The following is an 18,448-nucleotide window of genomic DNA, read 5'->3' as shown; positions in this document are numbered from 1 at the left end:
GCGCCGCATGCACGCCATCACCCTCGCCGTCGCCGATGTCGCACGATCGGCCGAGTTCTACCGCGCCCTGCTCGGCATCGACGGCAGCGGTGTGATCGGTACCGAGTACCCCGCAACGGAGACGACCGCGGGCGGCACGACGGCGATGTTCACGCTCGACGACGGGCTGATCGTCAGCGTCTACGGCCACCAGGACATGGCGAAGGACTCCGGCGTCGCGCTGGCGACCGCCCCGAGCAGCACGATCGGGCACTTCGTCGGGTCCGAGCACGCGGTGGACGACTTCCTCGACCGGGCACGAGCCGCGGGCGCAACGATGCTCGACGCCCCGTACACACGCCCGTGGGGCATGTACTCCGGCTTCTTCCAGGACCCGGACGGCCACCTGTGGGAGGTCGTCGCGAACGCGGGCGGCGGCGACCCGGCAAACGCGAGCCCCGCGACGACGGACGCCTAGACCCCGAGCTGCTCGGCGACCTCGAGCCAACGCTCCTCGAGCTGCTCGATCTCGGCCTCGAGCGCGCCGAGCTTCGTCTGCAGCTCCCCCAGCCCGGCGTAGTCGGACTGGTCGTGGGATGCGAAGGCGTCGAGCATCTTCTTCCGCTCGTCGCCGACGCGGGCGATCTTGCGGTCGAGCGCCGACATCTCCTTCTCGGCGACACGGCGGTCCGCGCCGGAGAGCACAGACGCGCCGGACGCACCGGCCGCGCCGGACGCACCGCCGGCGCCGGACGCACCCGCGGCCGTGGACCCGGCCACGGCACCGGCCGAGCCGGTCCCGCCAGCGGTGTCGGGCCTCCCGGCCGTGGCGGCGGCAGCCGCTGAGGCGGTCGAGCCACCGGTGCCGGCCGCACGCAGCCGCATGTACTCGTCGACGCCGCCCGGCAGGTGCCGCAGGTGCCCGCCGAGCACGGCGTACTGCTGGTCCGTGACGCGCTCGAGCAGGTACCGGTCGTGCGACACCACCAGCAGCGTGCCCGGCCAGGTGTCGAGCAGGTCCTCCATCGCGGCGAGCATGTCGGTGTCCAGGTCGTTCGTCGGCTCGTCGAGGATCAGCAGGTTCGGCTCGTCGAGCAGGATGAGCATGAGCTGCAGTCGGCGCTTCTGCCCACCACTCAGGTCCTTGACCGGCGTCGAGAGCTGCTCGGCGGTGAAGCCCAGGCGCTCGAGCAGCTGCGACGGCGTCATCTCCTTGCCGTCGGCGACGTAGCTGGTCTTCTTGCGGGCGACGACCTCGCGCACCCGGTCGTTCGCGTACTGCGCCAGGTCGGCGAGCTGCTGGTCGAGGACCGCGACCTGAACGGTCTTGCCGGTCTTCACGCGGCCGCTGGTCGGCTGCAGGCGCCCCGCGATCAGCGCCAGCAGCGTCGACTTGCCCGCGCCGTTCGGCCCGAGGATGCCGGTGCGCTCGCCCGGGGCGATCCGCCACTCGATGCTGCGGATGGTCGGCTCGTCGGCGCCCGGGTACGTGACGCCGACGTCGAGCAGGTCGACCACGTCCTTGCCCAGACGGGCGGTGGCGGTCTTGGCAAGTGCCACCGTGTCGCGGATCGGCGGGACGTCGTCGATCAGCGCGTTCGCGGCCTCGATGCGGAACTTCGGCTTCGTCGAGCGGGCCGGCGCGCCGCGGCGCAGCCACGCGAGCTCCTTGCGCGCCAGGTTCTGTCGACGCTGCTCACTCGAGGCGGCCTGACGGTCACGCTCGACGCGCTGCAGGATGTACGCCGCGTAGCCGCCCTCGAAGGGCTCGACGATGCCGTCGTGCACCTCCCACGTGTCGGTCGACACCGCGTCCAGGAACCACCGGTCGTGCGTCACGACCACGAGCCCGCCCTGGTTCGCCGACCAGCGACGATTGACGTGCTCGGCCAGCCACTGGATGCCCTCGACGTCCAGGTGGTTGGTCGGCTCGTCCAGGAACAGCACGTCCCAGTCGCCGACCAGCAGCCGCGCGAGCGTCACCCGCCGCCGCTGCCCGCCGGACAGGTCGTCGACGAGCTCGTCCCACGGGATGTCGGACACGAGTCCGCCGATCACGTCGCGGATCTTCGGGTCGCCGGCCCACTCGTGCTCTTCGCGGTCACCGACGACGACCGCGCCGACCGTCTGACCGGCGGGCAGGGCGTCGCGCTGATCGAGGACGCCGACGGTCACCCCGCGGCGGTGCGTGACGCGGCCCGTGTCGGGTTCCAGGCGCTTGGCCAGCAGGCTGAGCAGCGTCGACTTGCCGTCGCCGTTCCGGCCGACGACGCCGATGCGGTCACCTTCGTCGATGCCGATGGTGACGCTGTCGAAGACGGTGCGGGTGGGGAACTCGAGATGCAGGTTCTCGGCGCCGAGGAGATGTGCCACCCGTCCAGGGTAGGTGGCGCGCGGGGGTGCGCGGTGCGCGGGGGGGTTGCGCTGACTCGGAACGACAGATCCGATGTCGTACGACGTCCGTGTTGTCGTTCCGGCGGCAGGAGAACCCACCTGCCAGGTCGGACGGGAGGCCCGGCTCAGCCCCGGTACGTCGGCTCGGTCGCCGGGTGCGCGGCGTGCGCGGTTGGTAGCTGGTGCCGATTCGGCCGGCGGGTGCGAGGTTGTTGCCTCGCACGTCACGGTCGACCTCGCACGGGCTCGTGCGCGCGCCGGGGCAGAATGCGGGTCAGGTTGCCGAGGCGGAGTCGGACTCGCCAGCGGCTTCCTTGGCGCGCTTGAGCCGGGCCTTCGCCTCCCAGAACTCGATCTCGCGGTCGAGTTCGGCGAGCTCTTGCTCGGTGGTCGTCACGCGGCGGTCCCCGTGCGCCGCCCGGGCGTGGCCGAGGGTGGGGTGGTGGTCCTCGTGGCGGTTGGGCTCGATGTACCGGCCGTGGTTGCGTGGGCCCGGAGCCCAGTCGTGGCCGATGGCGAACCACACGACGCTGCCGACGACGGGGACCAGCACCACCAGGATCACCCAGGCGATCTTCGGCAGCCCACGGATCTGGTCGTCCGTCTTGGTCAGGATGTCGATCAGGGCGAAGACCAGCAGGACGACGGTGATCCCGGGCAGCAGCACGCTCATGCTCCGGATCCTATGGTTCTGCTCGGAGTCCGCGCTACGCCCGCGTCAGAGGGACGCCACCCATTCGTCGGAGCCGTCGGTGAACCGCTGGTGCTTCCAGATCGGGGTGCGCTCCTTGACCAGGTCGATCAGCGCGGCACACGCGGCGAACGCCTGGGCCCGGTGCGGCGACGACACCGCGGCAGCGAGCGCGACGTCCCCGACGACCAGGTCACCCACGCGGTGCAGCACGGCGATGCGCACGCCGGGGTGCTCGTCGGCGATCGACCGGGCGACCTCGGCGATGACCTGTCCGGCGCTGGGGTGTCGCTCGTACCCGAGTGCGGTGACGCCCTTGCCACCGTCGTGGTCGCGCACGACACCGGCGAACGTGACGACGGCGCCGTCCTGGTCCGAGGCGACGACGGCGGACACCTGCTCGACGGTGATCGGTACGTCGACCACGTCGGCGAGCACCACCCGGTCGGCAGCGGGCACCGCGGCGGTCACGCGTGGCTCCGGCGGGCGTGGCCCTCGCCGTGGACCTGGGCGAGCACGTGGTCGAGCAGCCCGTCGAGCACGGCCAGACCGTCGGCGACACCGCCACGGGACCCGGGCAGCGTGACGACGAACGCCCCGGTCGAGGCGATGCCCGCCACACCGCGGCTGAGCAGCGCGGTCGGTCCGGCACCGGCGAGCCCGCGACGGCGGACCTCTTCGAGCACGCCGGGCAGTTCGAGGTCGAGCAGCGGGGCGACGGCCTCGGGCGTGCGGTCGGTCGGGGTGACCCCGGTGCCGCCGGTGGTGATCACGACGCGGGCACCGGCGAGCAGTTCGGCGGTGACGGTCTCGGCGATCGGGCCGCCGTCCGGCACGATGACGGGCTCGTCGACCGTGAAGTCGTGTCCGCGGAGCCACCCGGCGATCGTCGGGCCCGTGGTGTCGAGCGATGCGTCGATGGCGGCCGAGGTGGAGACGACGAGCACCACCCCACGGCCCCTGGTCGGCTGCGAGGTCATCGTGCGCTCCAGTCCCCGGACCGCCCGCCGTGCTTCTCGAGCACCCGGACGTCCGTGATCGTGGCCGTGCGGTCGACGGCCTTCACCATGTCGTACACGGTCAGGGCGCCGACGCTCGCACCGGTCAGCGCCTCCATCTCGACCCCGGTGCGCGACGTGGTCTTCACCGTCACCTGCACCACGACCCGGTCGTCCGCGCCGGTGATGTCGACCTGCACGCCGGCGATGGGCAGCGGGTGGCAGAGCGGCACCAGGTCCGAGGTCTTCTTGACCGCCATGATCGCGGCGATGCGCGCGGTGCCGATCACCTCGCCCTTGGGGAGGGATCCGTCGAGGATGCGCGCGACGACGTCCGGCCGGGTGATCAGGGTGGCGGTGGCGGTGGCCGACCGGGCGGTGACGTCCTTGTCGGAGACGTCGACCATGTGCGCGCTGCCGTCGGCGCGGACGTGGGAGAGCTCGGCCTGCGGCTGCTCGGCCCGCGGCTGCTCGGTCGTCGACGGGTCGGTGGGGGCGTCGGTCATCGCAGGCTCCAGACGGTCAGGGGATCGCCGGGGGCGACGGCGGCGGTGCCGACGGGCACGTGCACCAGGTGCGTGGCGTCGGCGTAGTGGGCGAGCAGGTGCGAGGACGGGCCACCGACGAAGTGCACGCGCCCGTCGACCACGCGACCGCGGCGGACCTGGTGCTTGCCGACGGGCGACTCGGCGGCGTCCGCGGCGGGCAGCACCTGGACAGGACGCGACTCGGCCATGCCGGCGGCGCGGGCGAGGACGGGGCGCAGGAACACCTCGAACGAGACGAGCGCCGAAACGGGGTTGCCCGGGAACGCGACGACGGGGACCGGGCGCCCGTCGAACGGCACGGTGCCGAGTGCCTGCGGGCCGCCGGGCTGCATCGCGACCGGGGTGACGACGAGCCCGCGGGGTTCGAGGGCCTGTCGCACGACCTCGTACGCGCCGGCGCTGATGCCGCCCGTGGTCAGCACCAGGTCGGCCCAGTCCCCCACCGCGTGTTCGAGCGCGGCCGTGAAGCGGGCTTCGTCGTCGGGGACACGGACCGTGCGGGACTCGGCACCGACCTCGGCCAGGGCCGCCCGCAGTGCCACACCGTTCGCGTCGTTGATGCCCGCGCCACCGCTGGCGGCACCCGCAACCGCAACGCCCGCAGCCTCACCGTCGACCCCGTCGAGCTCTGACCCCGTCGACACGACCAGTACCCGCGGCCGCCGGACCAGGTCGACCTGCCTGACCCCAGCCGCCGCCAGCGCCCCGAGCACCGCCGGGGTCAGGAGTGCCCCGGCCGGCACGACGACGGCATCGGCTGCCAGGTCGGACCCGGTCGTCCGCACGAAGGTGCCCGCGGTCAGGTCGTCCGGCACGGTCACCGTCGGCAGCGACAACGCCGCGGGGAACGCCCCGGGCGCCGTTGCCTCGACCGGGAACACCGCATCGGCGCCGACGGGGATGCGCGCTCCGGTCATGATGGGTGCCGCCGTGCCGGGCTGCAGGTCCGACGGCACCGCACCGGCCGGGATCGGCGCGACGACGCGCAGGGTCGCGCCCGCGTCCGCAGCCCGCACCGCGAAGCCGTCCATCTGGCTGTTGTCGAACGGGGGCAGCGGGATCGGCGACCGCACGGCCCGCCCGAGCACGCGGTACCCGTGCCCCGCACCGGTGTCGGCAGCGAGGTCGTCCACGCGCTGCGCCTGCAGGTCGTCAACCGGGACCGGATCGCCGGAACCGGACGCACCAGCCGACGGCAGCGCGGGCGCGACCAGCGCGCGGACCGCGTCGCCGTGCTGACCGATCGTTCGCAAGGGGGCCTCCGAATGCCTTGTCCGTGCAGCGCCTGGACACCGCACCTCAGTAGCGTATCCAGCGCGCCGAGCGCACCCCGACGATCTGGAGGACCTGTGGACAACGACCGACCGGACGACCACCGAACGGACCGCGACCGAACGGACGACGCCGGAACCGTGACGATCGGGGTGATCGGGGGCTCCGGCCTCTACGAGCTCTTCGCCCCCGGCACCGCCGACGAGATCGACGTCCCCACGCCGTTCGGAGCGACCTCGTCCCCGATCACGGTCGGCACGATGGCAGGCAAGCGCGTCGCGTTCCTGACCCGCCACGGCCGCGAGCACTCGGTCGCACCGCACCGCATCAACCACCGCGCGAACCTGTGGGCGCTCCGCTCCCTCGGGGTGCGCGCGATCGTGTCCTCGAGCGCCGTCGGCGGACTGCACCCCGACTACGCACCCGGCACCTTCGTGGTGACCGACCAGCTGATCGACCGCACGTGGGGCCGCGCGGACACGTTCTTCGAGGACGCCGTGCAGCACCTGTCCTTCGCGGACCCGTTCGACCCCGTGCTCCGGCGGGCTGCGGTCGAGGCCGTCGCCGCGCTGGACGTGCCGTTCCGCCCGACAAGCACGTGCGTGGTGATCCAGGGCCCGCGGTTCTCGACCCGCGCGGAGTCGGTCTGGCTGCGACAGGCCGGCGGGCACACGATCAACATGACGATGACGCCCGAGGTGCCGCTGGCCGCCGAGCTCGGGATCGGCACGGTGAACCTGTCGTTCGTCACCGACGCCGACGCGGGCCTGGCCCCGACCGAGGACGAGGCCGCCGCCAGCACCGAGGAACCCGTCACGCACGGCATGGTGATGGAGCGTCTGGCGCGGGCCAACCAGGTCATCGTCCGCGCGATCGGGTCGATCGTCGCGGCGATCCCGGACGACTTCACCCCGCGCGAGCTGGTCCCCGCCGCGGCGAGCGCCACGATCATGCAGAAGGGCACGGACACGATGCCACGTCAGCAGACCGCGCAGCACGGCACGCGAGCATGAGCCGCCTGCTCGTCACCGGCGGCGCGGGCTTCATCGGCTCCGCCATCGTCCGCCGCGCGATCGCCGACGGGCACGAGGTCCGCGTCCTCGACTCCCTGCGCGCCGACGTGCACGGCGACCCGACGGCGGTGCTGCACGAGCTGGAGCGGACCGGAATCGAGGTCGTGCACGGCGACGTCCGCGACCGCATCGCGCTCGAGGCAGCGCTCGACGGCATCGAGGTCGTCTGCCACCAGGCCGCCAAGGTCGGCCTCGGCGTGGACTTCCAGGACGCCCCCGACTACGTGTCGACCAACGACGCCGGCACCGCGCACGTGCTCGCCGCGATGGACAGCGCCAGCATCGGGCGGCTCGTCGTCGCGAGCTCGATGGTCGTCTACGGCGAGGGCGCCTACGCCACGACCGACGGCACCCCGGTGCGGCCCCCTGCGCGACGCCGCGAGGACCTGGACGCGGGCCGCTTCGACCCGATCGGTCCCGACGGGCAGCCGCTCGTCCCCGGGCTGATCGACGAGTCCGCCGCGCTCGACCCCCGCAACGTGTACGCGCAGACCAAGGTCGCGCAGGAGCACCTGGCGTCGTCGTGGGCCCGGGCGACGGGCGGCCGTGCCGTCGCGTTGCGGTACCACAACGTCTACGGCCCGGGCATGCCCGCGAACACGCCCTACGCGGGGGTCGCGTCGCTGTTCCGCTCGGCGATCGCCCGCGGCGAGGCCCCCCGCGTGTTCGAGGACGGACGGCAGCGCCGTGACTTCGTGCACGTGGACGACGTCGCCGGCGCGAACCTCGCCTCGATCGGTGCGACGGCAACAATGTCCGACGACTCGTTCCGGGCGTTCAACGTCGGCTCGGGCACGGTGCACACGATCGGCGACATGGCCGCGGCGATCGCCGGCACCGCCGGGTTGCAGCCCGTCGTCACCGGTGAGTACCGGCTCGGCGACGTCCGCCACGTGACGGCGTCGTCGGCGCGGATCGCCGACGAGCTGGGCTGGCACGCCGAGGTCGACTTCGAGCGCGGCATGCGCGAGTTCGCGGACGCGCCGCTGCGCGCGGCGGTGCGCTGAGCGCTCGGTCCGGACCACGACCGGACTGGAGGCCCGTGGCGGCGCCGCCACGGGCCTCCAGTCCGGTGTCGGCTGGCCCCCGTTCGGGGCGAATCTGAACGGAAACCGGTCAGGGGGTACGAGCTCCCTGTGCATCACCGGCAGCACTCCGGTTGCCTGGTGTGCATGGCAACGCCCTCCCGTCGAAACGACCGACCGCACCGAATGGTCGGCATGAACGTCGACGTGATCCTGCCGTGCCTGGACGAGGCGGACGCCCTGCCGAAGGTGATCGGCCGCCTGCCCGAGGGGTACCGCGCGATCGTCGTCGACAACGGCTCGACGGACGGGTCCGCCGACGTGGCCCGCGCACACGGCGCCCTCGTGGTGACCGAGACCCGTCGCGGGTTCGGCTCGGCCTGCGCCGCCGGTGTCGCTGCTGCCACCGCCGAGTACGTGGCCTTCTGTGACGCCGACGCCTCGATGGACCCCGCCGAGCTCCCCCCGCTCGTCGCCCGCGTCGCGTCCGGGTCGGTCGACCTGGCGCTCGGTCGCCGCGTCCCCACGACCCCCGCTGCCTGGGCACCCCACGCCCGCTTCGCGAACCGCGTGCTGGCCGTCCTGATGCGCCGCGCGACCGGCTACCGGCTGCGCGACCTCGGACCCATGCGCGTGATGCGCCGTGCGGACCTGGTCGCGCTCGACCTGCAGGACCGCCGCAGCGGCTATCCGCTCGAGATGGTGCTGGCCGCGCACGCCGCCGGGTGGCGCGTCGACGAGTCGGACATCGGCTACGAGCAGCGCATCGGCGACAGCAAGGTGACCGGCACGCTGCGCGGCACGATCAACGCCGTGCGCGACATGTCGCGGCTGTTGCGGCAGTACCGGCGCCAGGCGCGGGTGCGGACCGTCGCGCCGGCTGCGGCTGCGGCTCCGGAAGGGACGAACGCATGAGCGCGGTGGACGTCACGGTGGTCGTGATCGCCAAGGAGTGCCTGCCCGGCAAGGTCAAGACCCGTCTGGCACCGGCCATCACCGCCGAGGGTGCCGCCCGGGTCGCTGCCGCCAGCCTCGACGACACCCTGCGCACCGTGCAGGCCCTGCCCGTCGCGCGCCGCGTGCTGTTCTTCGACGGCCAGGTCACACCCGACGCTGCCGAGGGCTTCGAGGTGCTGCACCAGCCCGACGGTGGTCTGGACGAGCGCCTGGGCTTCCTGTTCGACACGATGACCGGACCCACGCTGCTGGTCGGCATGGACACCCCGCAGCTGTCCGCCGCTGACCTCGCCCCGGTCCTCGACGATGCCGAGCGGGACGCCTGGTTCGGCCCGGCCGAGGACGGCGGCTTCTGGTCGCTGTACCTGCGCGAGCCCGACGGGTCGTTGATCCGCGGCGTGCCGATGTCCCAGGACGACACCGGCGCCGTCCAGCGCGCTCGCCTGGTCGACGCCGGACTCGACGTCGGCACGCTGCCCACCCTGCTCGACGTCGACCTGATCGACGACGCCCACCGTGTCGCGGCACTCGTCCCCGGTTCGGCGTTCGCCGCAGCCCTGGCCGCATGCCCGACCGACACCCTCACCGCCGGAGGTACCCGATGACCGACACCACCCAGGCACCGGTCACGTTCGGCACCGGCGGCGACGAGCCGTACGCCCGCGCACTCCGCTCGGACGGCCGGCTCCGGCTCACCGACCCCGACCGTCCGGACGTCGCGATCACCATGGACGTCAGCCGGTGGAGTGCCGCTGCCGACCGGGTGGACCGTTCGTTGCTCGACGGCGTGGACGGCCCCGTGATCGACATCGGCTGCGGCCCCGGGCGCATGCTCGTCGCCGCCCGATCGCTCGGCATCCCGTCGCTCGGTGTCGACGTCTCCGCCGAGGCCGTGGCCATCGCCCAGCGCTCCGGCGGTCGTGCCGTGCAGGGCTCGGTGTTCGAGACCGTGCCGGAAGAGGGACGTTGGGACACCGCGCTCGTCCTCGACGGCAACATCGGCATCGGCGGCGATCCCGTGGCACTGCTGGCGCGCTGCCGTCAGATCGTCCGCGAAGGCGGTCGTGTCGTCGTCGAGACCCACGTCGAGGCCGACGCCGACCGGGCGTACCAGGCCCGCGTGGTGGACGCCGACGGCCACACGAGCGCCGAGTTCCCGTGGGCCGAGGTCGGGCTGGACGCACTGCGTCGGCACGCGGTCGTCGCCGGACTCGAACCCCGCGCGAGCTGGACCGCCGCCGGCCGGAGCTTCTGCGAGCTCGTCGCGTAGCTGGCCTGAGGATCATGGTTGTTTTGCAGAATGCAAGACAAGCACGTACGGTGGGAGGACCAGTCGACGGCGCTCGGGGCGTCGGACTGGCGTCACCGGCGATCGACTCCACCATCCGAGGAGTTCCCATGACGACCACCACCACCCCCTTCGGCGGCAGCTTCGTCTCCGGTACCACCGATCGTGACGAGCTCGGCACGTACAGCAGCACGGCGGCTCCCGCGTCGGTCGGCACCTACACCGGCGTGCCGATGACCGGCCGGCTCGGTCGCTTCGTCGACGCCCAGTTCCGCCGCGGCGGCTCCGTGACCGCGTCGAACCGCACCGTCACGGGCTCGTTCCGCACGGCGACCGGGTCGTTCCGCACCGCCTGAGCCGATCCCGGTCAGGCGGCGGCGAGCTCCTGCTCGAGGCGGTCTGCCACCTGCCGCAGCCATGTGCGGTCGTCCAAGCCGTCGTCCTCGGGCACGTAGTTGCAGTCCAGCTCGACCAAACGGCCGCCGAGCGACGCTGCGTCGGGCAGCGCCTGGTCGAGGTCCCGCACGTCCGACAGCAACGCCTGCTGCTCGTCGGGCGAGCTGATCGCCAGGCAGTGCTCGAGCGCGTCGGGCGCCCCGTACGGCGCGTCCGCCCAGTCCTGGTGGAAGTAGGCACCGACGAAGTCGTCGAACGCCGCGAAGTTCGTCGCGGTGATGCTGGCCGGCGCGGGGTACGCCGTCAGGACGGTGTAGCCCGACGGCCGGTCCGGTGCCGCGGTCAGGACCACCCGGACGGCGTCGAGGTCCTGGATCGTCCCGAACGGCATGCCGCGCCCCGTGACCCCACCGGGAACGGCGTAGATCCGGAGGGGCTTCGGGCAGTCCTCGGCGACCCAGGCTCGGATGCGCAGGTGGTTGGCGTCGAGAGCGTGCGCGACGATCCGGTTCGCCTCGTCGGTCCCGCCAGTGAAGACCGACGTACCGGTCCTGACGCTGTGGCTCATGCGTGCTCCTTCATCGTTGCGATCACGGTCTCCGGTGGCGTACTGACTGGTGGTCGCTCTGCGGAGCGGTCATCATCCGCGCTCCAATCGCGCGACGAGCGCGTCCAACCACTGCTTCGGCGCCATTCCGGTGTCCCTCGTCGGCGAGAACCCCGTGCCGACATGTCGCAGGTACCGCTCGACCACGTCGTCGTCAGCAAGTGTCGTCTGCAGGATCTTCGCCTGTTCGAAGTACTCCAGACGGGACTCGTGGCACAGGTCGTCGAAGGCATCGACGTACACAGCTTCCACGTCGGGGTAGTCGAGGTCCCAGTCGTAGTTGAAGAACGCAGCGAGCAGGTTGTACATCCCCGGCGTCCGACCATCGAGTTCTCCGAAGGACTGTTCATCGTCAAGCATCTTGTACCCTGCGTCGGGAGTCGACATCAGAGCGAGAACCGAGGGTTGTAGCGTCATTCTCCAAGAGCGTCACGCGAGGCCTCACTTGGCGAACGCCTCGCGTGGGTAGCTGGTCAGGACTCGGTACGGCGGATTTCCGGCGGCGTCGTACGACGAGACGATCAACGTCGGCGACAGGTGCGATGTCGTCATTGCTCCATCGACTTCCGGATCCTGCGGACCAGAGCGCGCGGCCACTCGGCGAGGGACACGCCGAGATCCTCGCTGGGCGCGAGTCCGGAACCGACGAAGTTCAGGAACTCCTGAACTTCAGTTTCAGACGTCAGCTCCCGTTCGAGTAGCTGCGCCTCGCGGATGTACTCGACTCGCGCGTCGGCATCGAGGTCGTCGAACACAGATGCGTAGGCGGCTTCAGCATCCTCGTAGTCCAGGTCCCAGTCGTAGTTGAACACGGCTGCGAGCAGGTTTCGGAGATGAGGAATCTTCGCGATCAGTGCGCGTCGTTCGAGGTCGTTCACTCCCCCCACCGTCGCTTTCGGATAACTGGTGATGACACGGTAAGGCGGCTCGCCGCCCGGAATCCAGCGAAGCACAACGTTGAAGTCTGCGGCCAGGGAATCGTCGATGTGCGGTGCGAGACGTCGGATTTCACGGAGACGTTCCGAGGACGTCGTCATCTGACCCGCGCCCTCAGGAAGGGCATGCGCCATCGACTTCCCACGTCCGCAGCACTTCTCCGTTCGATCACGAGCCGCACACCTTCAAGTCTCCGCGCCGTGGTCCTGGAGTTGTTGGCCCCACTCCACCGGGCGGGGCCGACCTCCAGTCGGTCGTCGGTCAGGGGGATCTGCTGTGGGTTCATCCCGACAAGTCCTCCAGGCGCCCGATCAGTGCGTCCAGCCAGCTCTTCGGCGTCAGCCCGAAGTCCAACTGCGGCACGAGGCCTGTGTGAACGTAACTGAGGAAACCAGCGACTGCATCATCGTCACGAAGGTGCTCCTGGAGCACTGTGGCCTGTTCGAGATACTCCTTGCGTTCTGCTTCCGAGATCCCGGAGAAGACGTCGTCGTAGACCGACTCAGCCGTGGGGTGGTCGAGCATCCAGTCGTAGTTGAAGGACGCGGCCAACAGGCTCCGGATCAGCGGAACCCGACGGACGAGTTCTCGGTAGTCGTGACTCCGCGTCATCCCATCTCCCCGATCGGGTACGACGTCAGGACGAAGTACGGAGGCTGCCGAGATGGATCGTACTTGAGCACCGTGTGCACCACGGTGCTGTCGCTCATCGGCGGTACCCGTGATGGGTTGAAGCTGCGCCCGACCACGCGATCAGCGGGCCAGTCGAAGTCTTCGGTGAGCTTCTTCCCGGGATCGGACTCCATCTTGCTGAGCCACCGTTGAACGGCGTCGTGGTTGGAATCCAGGCTGTTCGCGACAAGTCGGTCGAGCTCAGATGGGGAGACGGTGTAGCTGCTGTTCGGCCTCTCCCGGTCGAAACGGTCGGCGATCCAGTCGTCGAGCTGCTGCCCGTGCAGGTCGGTCCGGACGTGCCGCTCCAGCGTGTGCCCGCCCGCTGCTTCCGCGGCAGCCAGGCCACCGGCATCGGTGAACGGCTTCGACTCGATGCCGTGGGGCAACGACGCCTCGTCGTGCGGCCGCAGCAAGTCGGGGTGCTCGTCGACGAACTGCGCCATCTCGCCGCGCAGCATCTGGTCGAAGGAGCCGTCACCCTTGCCGAGCCCCGGCGTGAAGTCGTCGCTGCCCGCGTAGTCCCGGTACGTCCGGTCGACCAGGTCGTGCAGCGCGTCGACGCTCTCCTTCGACGCTCCGTTCTCGACCCAGGCTCGAACGTCGCGGCTCAGTCCGTGCAGGCCGAGCTTGCCCAGCCCTTCAGCCAGCTCGGTCGCCTTCGCGGTGTCCTTCGCCAGCCCACCAGGGCCCGCAGCTCCGAGCCCGATCCCCATCGCAGCAGCGCCAGCGGCGGCTCCCGGATGTGCCTGCGCCTCGGACCACCAGTCCCCGAACGCCTTGCCGGCTGCGTCATGGGCCTTCGCCGCGTCGCCCCTCGGGTCGAGCGCCGCATCGAGCCACGCGTACGGCGACAGGAACAGCCCGATGGTGGCAGCGCCGTCGACGACACCGCCCCACGTCGACCCGAGGGTGTCGGTCGACCAAGCACCCTGGTTGTCGAACCCGAGCATGTGGATGCCGCTCTCGAGCGAGTTGAGCAGCTCGTTCGTCGCACCTTCGGAGAACTGCTCGCCGCAGGTCTTGCCGTCCGCCGTGCCGACCGAGCTCCATGGCAACTCGACGCCACGTGCGTTGAGGTCGTTCTCGGTCGGGGCGACGTACGCACCCCGCAGACTCGCTCCGGACGCCTTCTTGATCGCGGTTGCACAGTCGGCCTGCGCTTGCTCGAGCAATGCGACCTGCTCGTTGATCCGCCGGATGATGTCGTCGTTCTCGTGCTTGGTGACGATGTCCTCGTACCAGGGCACGGTCGTCTTCTCTGGCGGAGCGTCGGAGCGGGTCGCGCCGTAGGCGTTCCACGAGCCGTCGACCTGCGGCGCGGTCGTGGTCGCGTACGGCGAGGTCGCCTTCGGCACGCCGCCGCGCACACGGGCCACGAACGCCGCGGCCTCGACGCGCAGGTCGTCCAGCTGCTTCTTCGGCCCGGCCGCGTCGGAGGCGTACGTGTCGAGCGCCTTGGCGACGCCGCGGGCAGCGGTGCCGATCGTGTGGGTGTCGTCGACGACGGGGTCCATCAGCGTGAGGACCTGGCCGGATTCAGGCGCCTCGTACACGGCGCCGAGCGCTTGCCACTTGCCGGGGATCTCGTCGGCGACGGTCCGCATCGCGTCGCCGCCGCCCGAGATCGTCGTCGCCGCGGCGGAGACGGTCGTCAGGTCGAGCTCGGCGCCAGGGATGCCCTGGGGATCGACGAGTCCGTGGTCACCGATCGGCACGCCGCTCACCGGTTCGCCCCCGGAGCCAGCGTCGAGCCGTCGGTCGAGGCGTTCTGGACCAACAGCGAGATGTCGTGGGTCTCGTGGGCCGTGGTGCCGACGCGCTGGAAGTCCGCCGCCATCTCGAGGTCGCCCTGGACGTAGGCGTTGACCGCCCCACGGACGCCCTGCACCCCGCCGACGAGCCGGTACGTCACCTGGTCGACGTCGTCGCTGACCTGGTCGACGAAGGCACCGAGCGCTTCGTTCACGACGGCTCCGGCGCCGCCCGACGCGTCGGCCACCCCGGTCTGCACCGACTGCAGGGCTGCGGCGGTGCCGTCGAGCGACGTCTGCATGCCGTCGAGCACCGTCTGCACCCCGGACGGGTCGACCTTCCAGCTCCCCGTGCTCATCGAACCTCCCCCGTTCGCATCCCATCGTCCAGCGACGACGACACCCGGTGCAAGTCCGTCGTGCGGACGCCACGTGCCAGGTCCGCCGCCGCCAGCCACCGATCCGGCTCGTCGCCGTCGAACCAGAACAGCGCCCCCGGTGCACGGACCGGACCCACGGGCGTCCCGCCCAGCTGGTCGATCCGCCCGCTCAGACCCCGGCTGCGCACGGCGCGAGCGCCCGCGAACACGGCCAGCGGCGTCGTCGGCCCACGCAGGACCGGTTCCGTCACCCCGTCCAGGCGACCACGGCTGGTCGAGAACAGTCCGGACTGCGGGTGGCGACCCTGACTGACGGCCAGGAGGCCCGCCTGCAGTCGGTCCCGCACCGCGCCACGGTCGTCGATCGCGACCACCACGCGCAGCGTCTCGAAGACGGAGCGCGGCCCGCGCTCCACGATCAGCAGGCCGCCGACGGTGTCGTCCGGACTGCCGACGACGAACGTCGAGGACCCGGGCGAGCGGCGTTCGGCGAGCGCGGTCAGCGCCGACGGGGACAGTGCCTCGGCGCCCTCATGCAGGGCGTGGGTCACGGTGCGGTCGAACGCCGCCAGGAACCGGGCCGTCGTCGTCCCGAGCACCAGGCGCGGCGACGGGGCGTGCTCGATCGTCAGGTCGACGTGCAGCAGGTCACCGACGGCGTCCGATGCGGGTACGGCACCGGAGGGCCGCCAGCGCCAGCCGTGCTCGGCCAACAGGTGCGTGGCCGCCCAGGACAGGACCGCTCCGGGGGCGGTCTCGACCACGCGCGTCGTGTCTCGGCGCACGCGGGCGACGAACGCGGCGTCCGCACGCACGACCTGCCCCATGGTCTCCCCCGACCCGCGGTGCCCTCCACCGCTCGCGCCGAGCCTACCGAGGGCCGCCGTCATCCTCGAACGGCCCGGAGGTCGTGGTGCCAGGATGGTCACATGAACGACCGCGCCGGCACCCCAGCGACCGCAGACGACCTCGTCGACCTCGACGAACTCGTCGCCGCCTACTACGACCGCGTGCCGGACGTCTCGGTGCCCGAGCAGAAGGTCGTGTTCGGCACCTCCGGACACCGCGGCTCCTCGCTCGACTCGGCGTTCAACGACACCCACATCGCCGCCATCACGCAGGCGATCGTCGAGTACCGCCAGTCGCAGGGCACCGACGGGCCGCTCTTCATCGGCCGTGACACCCACGCGCTGTCCGGCCCCGCCGAGCGCACCGCGCTCGAGGTCCTGGCCGCCAACGGCGTGCACGTGCTGGCAGACAGCGACAACGGGTACGTCCCGACCCCGGCGCTCAGCCACGCGATCATCCGCTACAACCGCGCCGGCAACCCCGACACCGCGGACGGCATCGTCATCACGCCCAGCCACAACCCGCCGCGCGACGGTGGCTTCAAGTACAACCCGCCGCACGGCGGCCCGGCCGACAGCGATGCCACGAGCTGGATCGCGAACCGTGCGAACGCGATCATCGAGGGCGGCAACGCCGAGGTCCAGCGCACCGAGCACGCCACTCCCGACCGCTACGACTTCCTGCACACCTACGTCGCCGACCTCGAGAACATCATCGACATCGCCGCGATCAAGCGTGCGGGCGTGAAGATCGGCGCCGACCCGCTCGGTGGTGCGTCACTGCCGTACTGGAACGCGATCCGCGACCACTACGAGCTCGACCTGACCGTGGTGAACCCCGACGTCGACCCGACCTGGTCGTTCATGACGCTCGACTGGGACGGCAAGATCCGGATGGACCCGTCGAGCCCCTCGGCGATGGCCTCGGTCCTGGCGCACAAGGACGACTTCGACGTGCTGACCGGCAACGACGCCGACTCGGACCGCCACGGCATCGTCACCCCCGACGGCGGGCTGATGAACCCGAACCACTACCTGGCCGTCGCGATCGAGTACCTGTACGCGCACCGTCCGGCCTGGCGCGACGACGCCGCGATCGGCAAGACGCTGGTGTCGTCGAGCATCATCGACCGCGTGGCCGAGTCGCTCGGCCGTCGCCTGTGGGAGGTCCCGGTCGGCTTCAAGTGGTTCGTGCCCGGCCTGATCGACGGCTCGGTGGCGTTCGGCGGCGAGGAGTCGGCCGGTGCGTCGTTCCTGCGCACGGACGGCACCGCGTGGACGACCGACAAGGACGGCATCATCCTGGCGCTGCTGGCGTCAGAGATCGTCGCGGTCACCGGCAAGACCCCGTCGAAGCTGTACGACGAGCTCACCGAGCGCTTCGGCGCACCGGTCTACCAGCGCGTCGACGCCGCGGCCTCGAAGGACCAGAAGGCCCGTCTGTCCAAGCTCGACGGTGACGCGATCACCGCCACGACGCTGGCGGGCGACCCGATCACGGCCAAGCTGTCGAAGGCACCGGGCAACGACGCGGCCGTCGGTGGCGTCAAGGTCGTCACGGACAGGGCCTGGTTCGCAGCACGACCGTCCGGCACCGAGGACGTCTACAAGATCTACGCCGAGAGCTTCGTGTCGCAGGAGCACCTGGAGCAGGTGCAGCGCGAGGCCAAGGAGATCGTCGACGCCGCACTCGGCGCCTGAGCCATGGGGCTGTTCGGACGGAAGCAGCGCGCTGCTCCGCCGCTGGTGGACCTCGCGCACCGCGTCCTCGCCGAGCGCGGGGTGGAGACGTCCGTCGAGGGCGACCCGGCGGACCCGGCGACCGTCCGTCTCGTCGCGCAGGACGGCCAGGTGTACCTGCTCGAGAACCTGGCCGCACAGCTGCGCGGCGAGACGCCCGATCGACAGATCGCGATCGCCGAGGAGCACTTCGACCGGATGCTGCTCGCGCAGCGGGAGCCCGCCGCCGAGGCACTGTCGGCGGATGATCTGCGTGACCGGATCCGCGTCCGGCTGCTCGCGGACGACAGTGCGGACCCCACCGACCTGTCGTACGCGCGACCGTTCGCGCCAGGCCTCGTCCTGGCACTGTGCCTCGACAACCCGACGACGGTGACCACCCTGTCGGCGAGCACACTGCCGAAGCTCGCGCTCGGGGTGGACGAGCTGTTCGCGATCGGTCAGCTCCGCACCGACGACGAGCCCGTCGACGATCGCTCCGAGATCGCTCCCGGCGTGCACGTGGTCGAGGGTGAGTCGCTCTTCACCGCGTCGAAGGCCGCGAACCTCCCGGCGCTGTTCGGCGCCGCACCGTACGGCACGGTGTTCACGGTCCCGAACCGTCATCTGCTGATCGCGGCTCCGATCTCCGGACCGGAGAGCCTCGCCGCCGTGCAGAGCCTGGCGGGGGTGTTCGCGCAGCTCATCAGCAGCGACCCACACCACCCCGGCGGGCTGGTGTCACCGCACCTCCTCTTCTCGCGGAACGGCGCGGTGAGCGTCGTCTCGGGCTTCGACGACGAGACCGCAGCCGCCTGACGGACCGGCACCGTGCCTCCAGGCCGTCTGGAGGCCCGGCTCGGCTCCCGACGCCGGCCGGCGTCGGTCTGCGGCCGGCGCGGGCCTGGCGG

Annotated in this window: 22 protein-coding genes; 9 read left to right on the top strand and 13 right to left on the bottom strand. The window is 71.4% G+C overall.

The window, feature by feature from the left end; all coding sequences use genetic code 11:
• Positions 1 to 7: 7 nt before the first annotated feature.
• A complete protein-coding gene (locus tag MT346_RS16340; RefSeq protein WP_243564148.1) occupies positions 8 to 457 on the top strand; it encodes a VOC family protein in 450 nt (149 codons plus the stop codon).
• On the opposite strand, the gene MT346_RS16335 is transcribed toward MT346_RS16340, so the two are convergent.
• The 6 genes from MT346_RS16335 to glp all read right to left on the bottom strand — a co-directional run bounded on the left by MT346_RS16335 (position 454) and on the right by glp (position 5,863).
• Positions 454 to 2,352: an ABC-F family ATP-binding cassette domain-containing protein gene (locus MT346_RS16335; RefSeq protein ID WP_243564147.1), complete on the bottom strand. Its 1,899-nt coding sequence runs from the start codon at positions 2,350 to 2,352 to the stop codon at positions 454 to 456. The genes MT346_RS16340 and MT346_RS16335 overlap by 4 nt on opposite strands.
• Before the next feature lie 295 nt (positions 2,353 to 2,647).
• Positions 2,648 to 3,046, bottom strand: a complete 399-nt coding sequence (locus MT346_RS16330; RefSeq protein ID WP_243564146.1) for a PLDc N-terminal domain-containing protein — start codon at positions 3,044 to 3,046, stop codon at positions 2,648 to 2,650.
• 45 nt (positions 3,047 to 3,091) lie between these two features.
• Positions 3,092 to 3,535: a molybdenum cofactor biosynthesis protein MoaE gene (locus MT346_RS16325; RefSeq protein WP_243564145.1), complete on the bottom strand. Its 444-nt coding sequence runs from the start codon at positions 3,533 to 3,535 to the stop codon at positions 3,092 to 3,094.
• Positions 3,532 to 4,044, bottom strand: a complete 513-nt coding sequence (locus MT346_RS16320; protein ID WP_243564144.1) for a molybdopterin-binding protein — start codon at positions 4,042 to 4,044, stop codon at positions 3,532 to 3,534. Before MT346_RS16320 ends, MT346_RS16325 begins: the two co-directional genes overlap by 4 nt.
• Positions 4,041 to 4,568 (bottom strand): cyclic pyranopterin monophosphate synthase MoaC, encoded by a 528-nt coding sequence (moaC, locus tag MT346_RS16315; RefSeq protein ID WP_243564143.1) that lies wholly within the window; start codon positions 4,566 to 4,568, stop codon positions 4,041 to 4,043. Before moaC ends, MT346_RS16320 begins: the two co-directional genes overlap by 4 nt.
• Positions 4,565 to 5,863, bottom strand: coding sequence for a gephyrin-like molybdotransferase Glp (gene glp / locus MT346_RS16310; RefSeq protein ID WP_243564142.1), 1,299 nt, complete (start codon positions 5,861 to 5,863; stop codon positions 4,565 to 4,567). The genes moaC and glp overlap by 4 nt, the downstream gene beginning before the upstream one ends.
• A 96-nt stretch (positions 5,864 to 5,959) precedes the next feature.
• On the opposite strand from glp, the gene MT346_RS16305 reads away from it, so the two are divergent.
• From MT346_RS16305 to MT346_RS16280, 6 genes are all read left to right on the top strand, one after another.
• Positions 5,960 to 6,895, top strand: a complete 936-nt coding sequence (locus MT346_RS16305; RefSeq protein ID WP_243564141.1) for an MTAP family purine nucleoside phosphorylase — start codon at positions 5,960 to 5,962, stop codon at positions 6,893 to 6,895.
• Positions 6,892 to 7,962 (top strand): NAD(P)-dependent oxidoreductase, encoded by a 1,071-nt coding sequence (locus tag MT346_RS16300; RefSeq protein WP_243564140.1) that lies wholly within the window; start codon positions 6,892 to 6,894, stop codon positions 7,960 to 7,962. Before MT346_RS16305 ends, MT346_RS16300 begins: the two co-directional genes overlap by 4 nt.
• Before the next feature lie 213 nt (positions 7,963 to 8,175).
• Positions 8,176 to 8,895: a glycosyltransferase family 2 protein gene (locus tag MT346_RS16295; protein WP_374202536.1), complete on the top strand. Its 720-nt coding sequence runs from the start codon at positions 8,176 to 8,178 to the stop codon at positions 8,893 to 8,895.
• A complete protein-coding gene (locus MT346_RS16290) occupies positions 8,892 to 9,542 on the top strand; it encodes a DUF2064 domain-containing protein (protein ID WP_243564139.1) in 651 nt (216 codons plus the stop codon). Before MT346_RS16295 ends, MT346_RS16290 begins: the two co-directional genes overlap by 4 nt.
• Entirely contained in the window at positions 9,539 to 10,207 is a 669-nt protein-coding gene (locus MT346_RS16285; protein WP_243564138.1) for a class I SAM-dependent methyltransferase, read from the top strand. Before MT346_RS16290 ends, MT346_RS16285 begins: the two co-directional genes overlap by 4 nt.
• Positions 10,208 to 10,335: 128 nt before the next feature.
• Positions 10,336 to 10,581: a hypothetical protein gene (locus MT346_RS16280; protein WP_243564137.1), complete on the top strand. Its 246-nt coding sequence runs from the start codon at positions 10,336 to 10,338 to the stop codon at positions 10,579 to 10,581.
• An 11-nt stretch (positions 10,582 to 10,592) separates the two neighbouring features.
• Here MT346_RS16280 and MT346_RS16275 read toward each other — a convergent pair whose 3' ends face one another.
• The 7 genes from MT346_RS16275 to MT346_RS16245 form a co-directional block, all read right to left on the bottom strand.
• A complete protein-coding gene (locus MT346_RS16275; protein WP_243564136.1) occupies positions 10,593 to 11,189 on the bottom strand; it encodes a contact-dependent growth inhibition system immunity protein in 597 nt (198 codons plus the stop codon).
• 72 nt (positions 11,190 to 11,261) lie between these two features.
• Positions 11,262 to 11,588 (bottom strand): contact-dependent growth inhibition system immunity protein, encoded by a 327-nt coding sequence (locus tag MT346_RS16270; protein ID WP_243564135.1) that lies wholly within the window; start codon positions 11,586 to 11,588, stop codon positions 11,262 to 11,264.
• A gap of 188 nt (positions 11,589 to 11,776) precedes the next feature.
• Complete coding sequence (locus tag MT346_RS16265; protein WP_243564134.1) at positions 11,777 to 12,265, bottom strand: contact-dependent growth inhibition system immunity protein; 489 nt, start codon at positions 12,263 to 12,265, stop codon at positions 11,777 to 11,779.
• Between the two features lie 181 nt (positions 12,266 to 12,446).
• Positions 12,447 to 12,776, bottom strand: coding sequence for a hypothetical protein (locus tag MT346_RS16260; RefSeq protein ID WP_243564133.1), 330 nt, complete (start codon positions 12,774 to 12,776; stop codon positions 12,447 to 12,449).
• Positions 12,773 to 14,563 (bottom strand): RNase A-like domain-containing protein, encoded by a 1,791-nt coding sequence (locus MT346_RS18505; RefSeq protein WP_243564132.1) that lies wholly within the window; start codon positions 14,561 to 14,563, stop codon positions 12,773 to 12,775. Before MT346_RS18505 ends, MT346_RS16260 begins: the two co-directional genes overlap by 4 nt.
• Positions 14,560 to 14,949: a DUF6507 family protein gene (locus MT346_RS16250; protein ID WP_243564131.1), complete on the bottom strand. Its 390-nt coding sequence runs from the start codon at positions 14,947 to 14,949 to the stop codon at positions 14,560 to 14,562. The genes MT346_RS18505 and MT346_RS16250 overlap by 4 nt, the downstream gene beginning before the upstream one ends.
• Positions 14,946 to 15,797 (bottom strand): DUF6177 family protein, encoded by an 852-nt coding sequence (locus tag MT346_RS16245; protein WP_243564130.1) that lies wholly within the window; start codon positions 15,795 to 15,797, stop codon positions 14,946 to 14,948. Before MT346_RS16245 ends, MT346_RS16250 begins: the two co-directional genes overlap by 4 nt.
• A gap of 102 nt (positions 15,798 to 15,899) precedes the next feature.
• Between MT346_RS16245 and pgm the strand changes: the two genes are divergently transcribed.
• Both pgm and MT346_RS16235 read left to right on the top strand, forming a co-directional pair.
• On the top strand, positions 15,900 to 17,519 hold the full coding sequence (pgm, locus tag MT346_RS16240; RefSeq protein ID WP_243564129.1) for a phosphoglucomutase (alpha-D-glucose-1,6-bisphosphate-dependent): 1,620 nt from the start codon (positions 15,900 to 15,902) through the stop codon (positions 17,517 to 17,519).
• Between the two features lie 3 nt (positions 17,520 to 17,522).
• A complete protein-coding gene (locus MT346_RS16235) occupies positions 17,523 to 18,356 on the top strand; it encodes a hypothetical protein (RefSeq protein WP_243564128.1) in 834 nt (277 codons plus the stop codon).
• Positions 18,357 to 18,448 lie beyond the last annotated feature (92 nt).

This window comes from Curtobacterium sp. VKM Ac-2922 (assembly GCF_022815645.1).
Classification (GTDB): Bacteria; Actinomycetota; Actinomycetes; order Actinomycetales; family Microbacteriaceae; genus Curtobacterium.
Note: the sequence above shows the minus strand (reverse complement) of the source record. Positions and strands in the feature narration are given on the sequence as shown.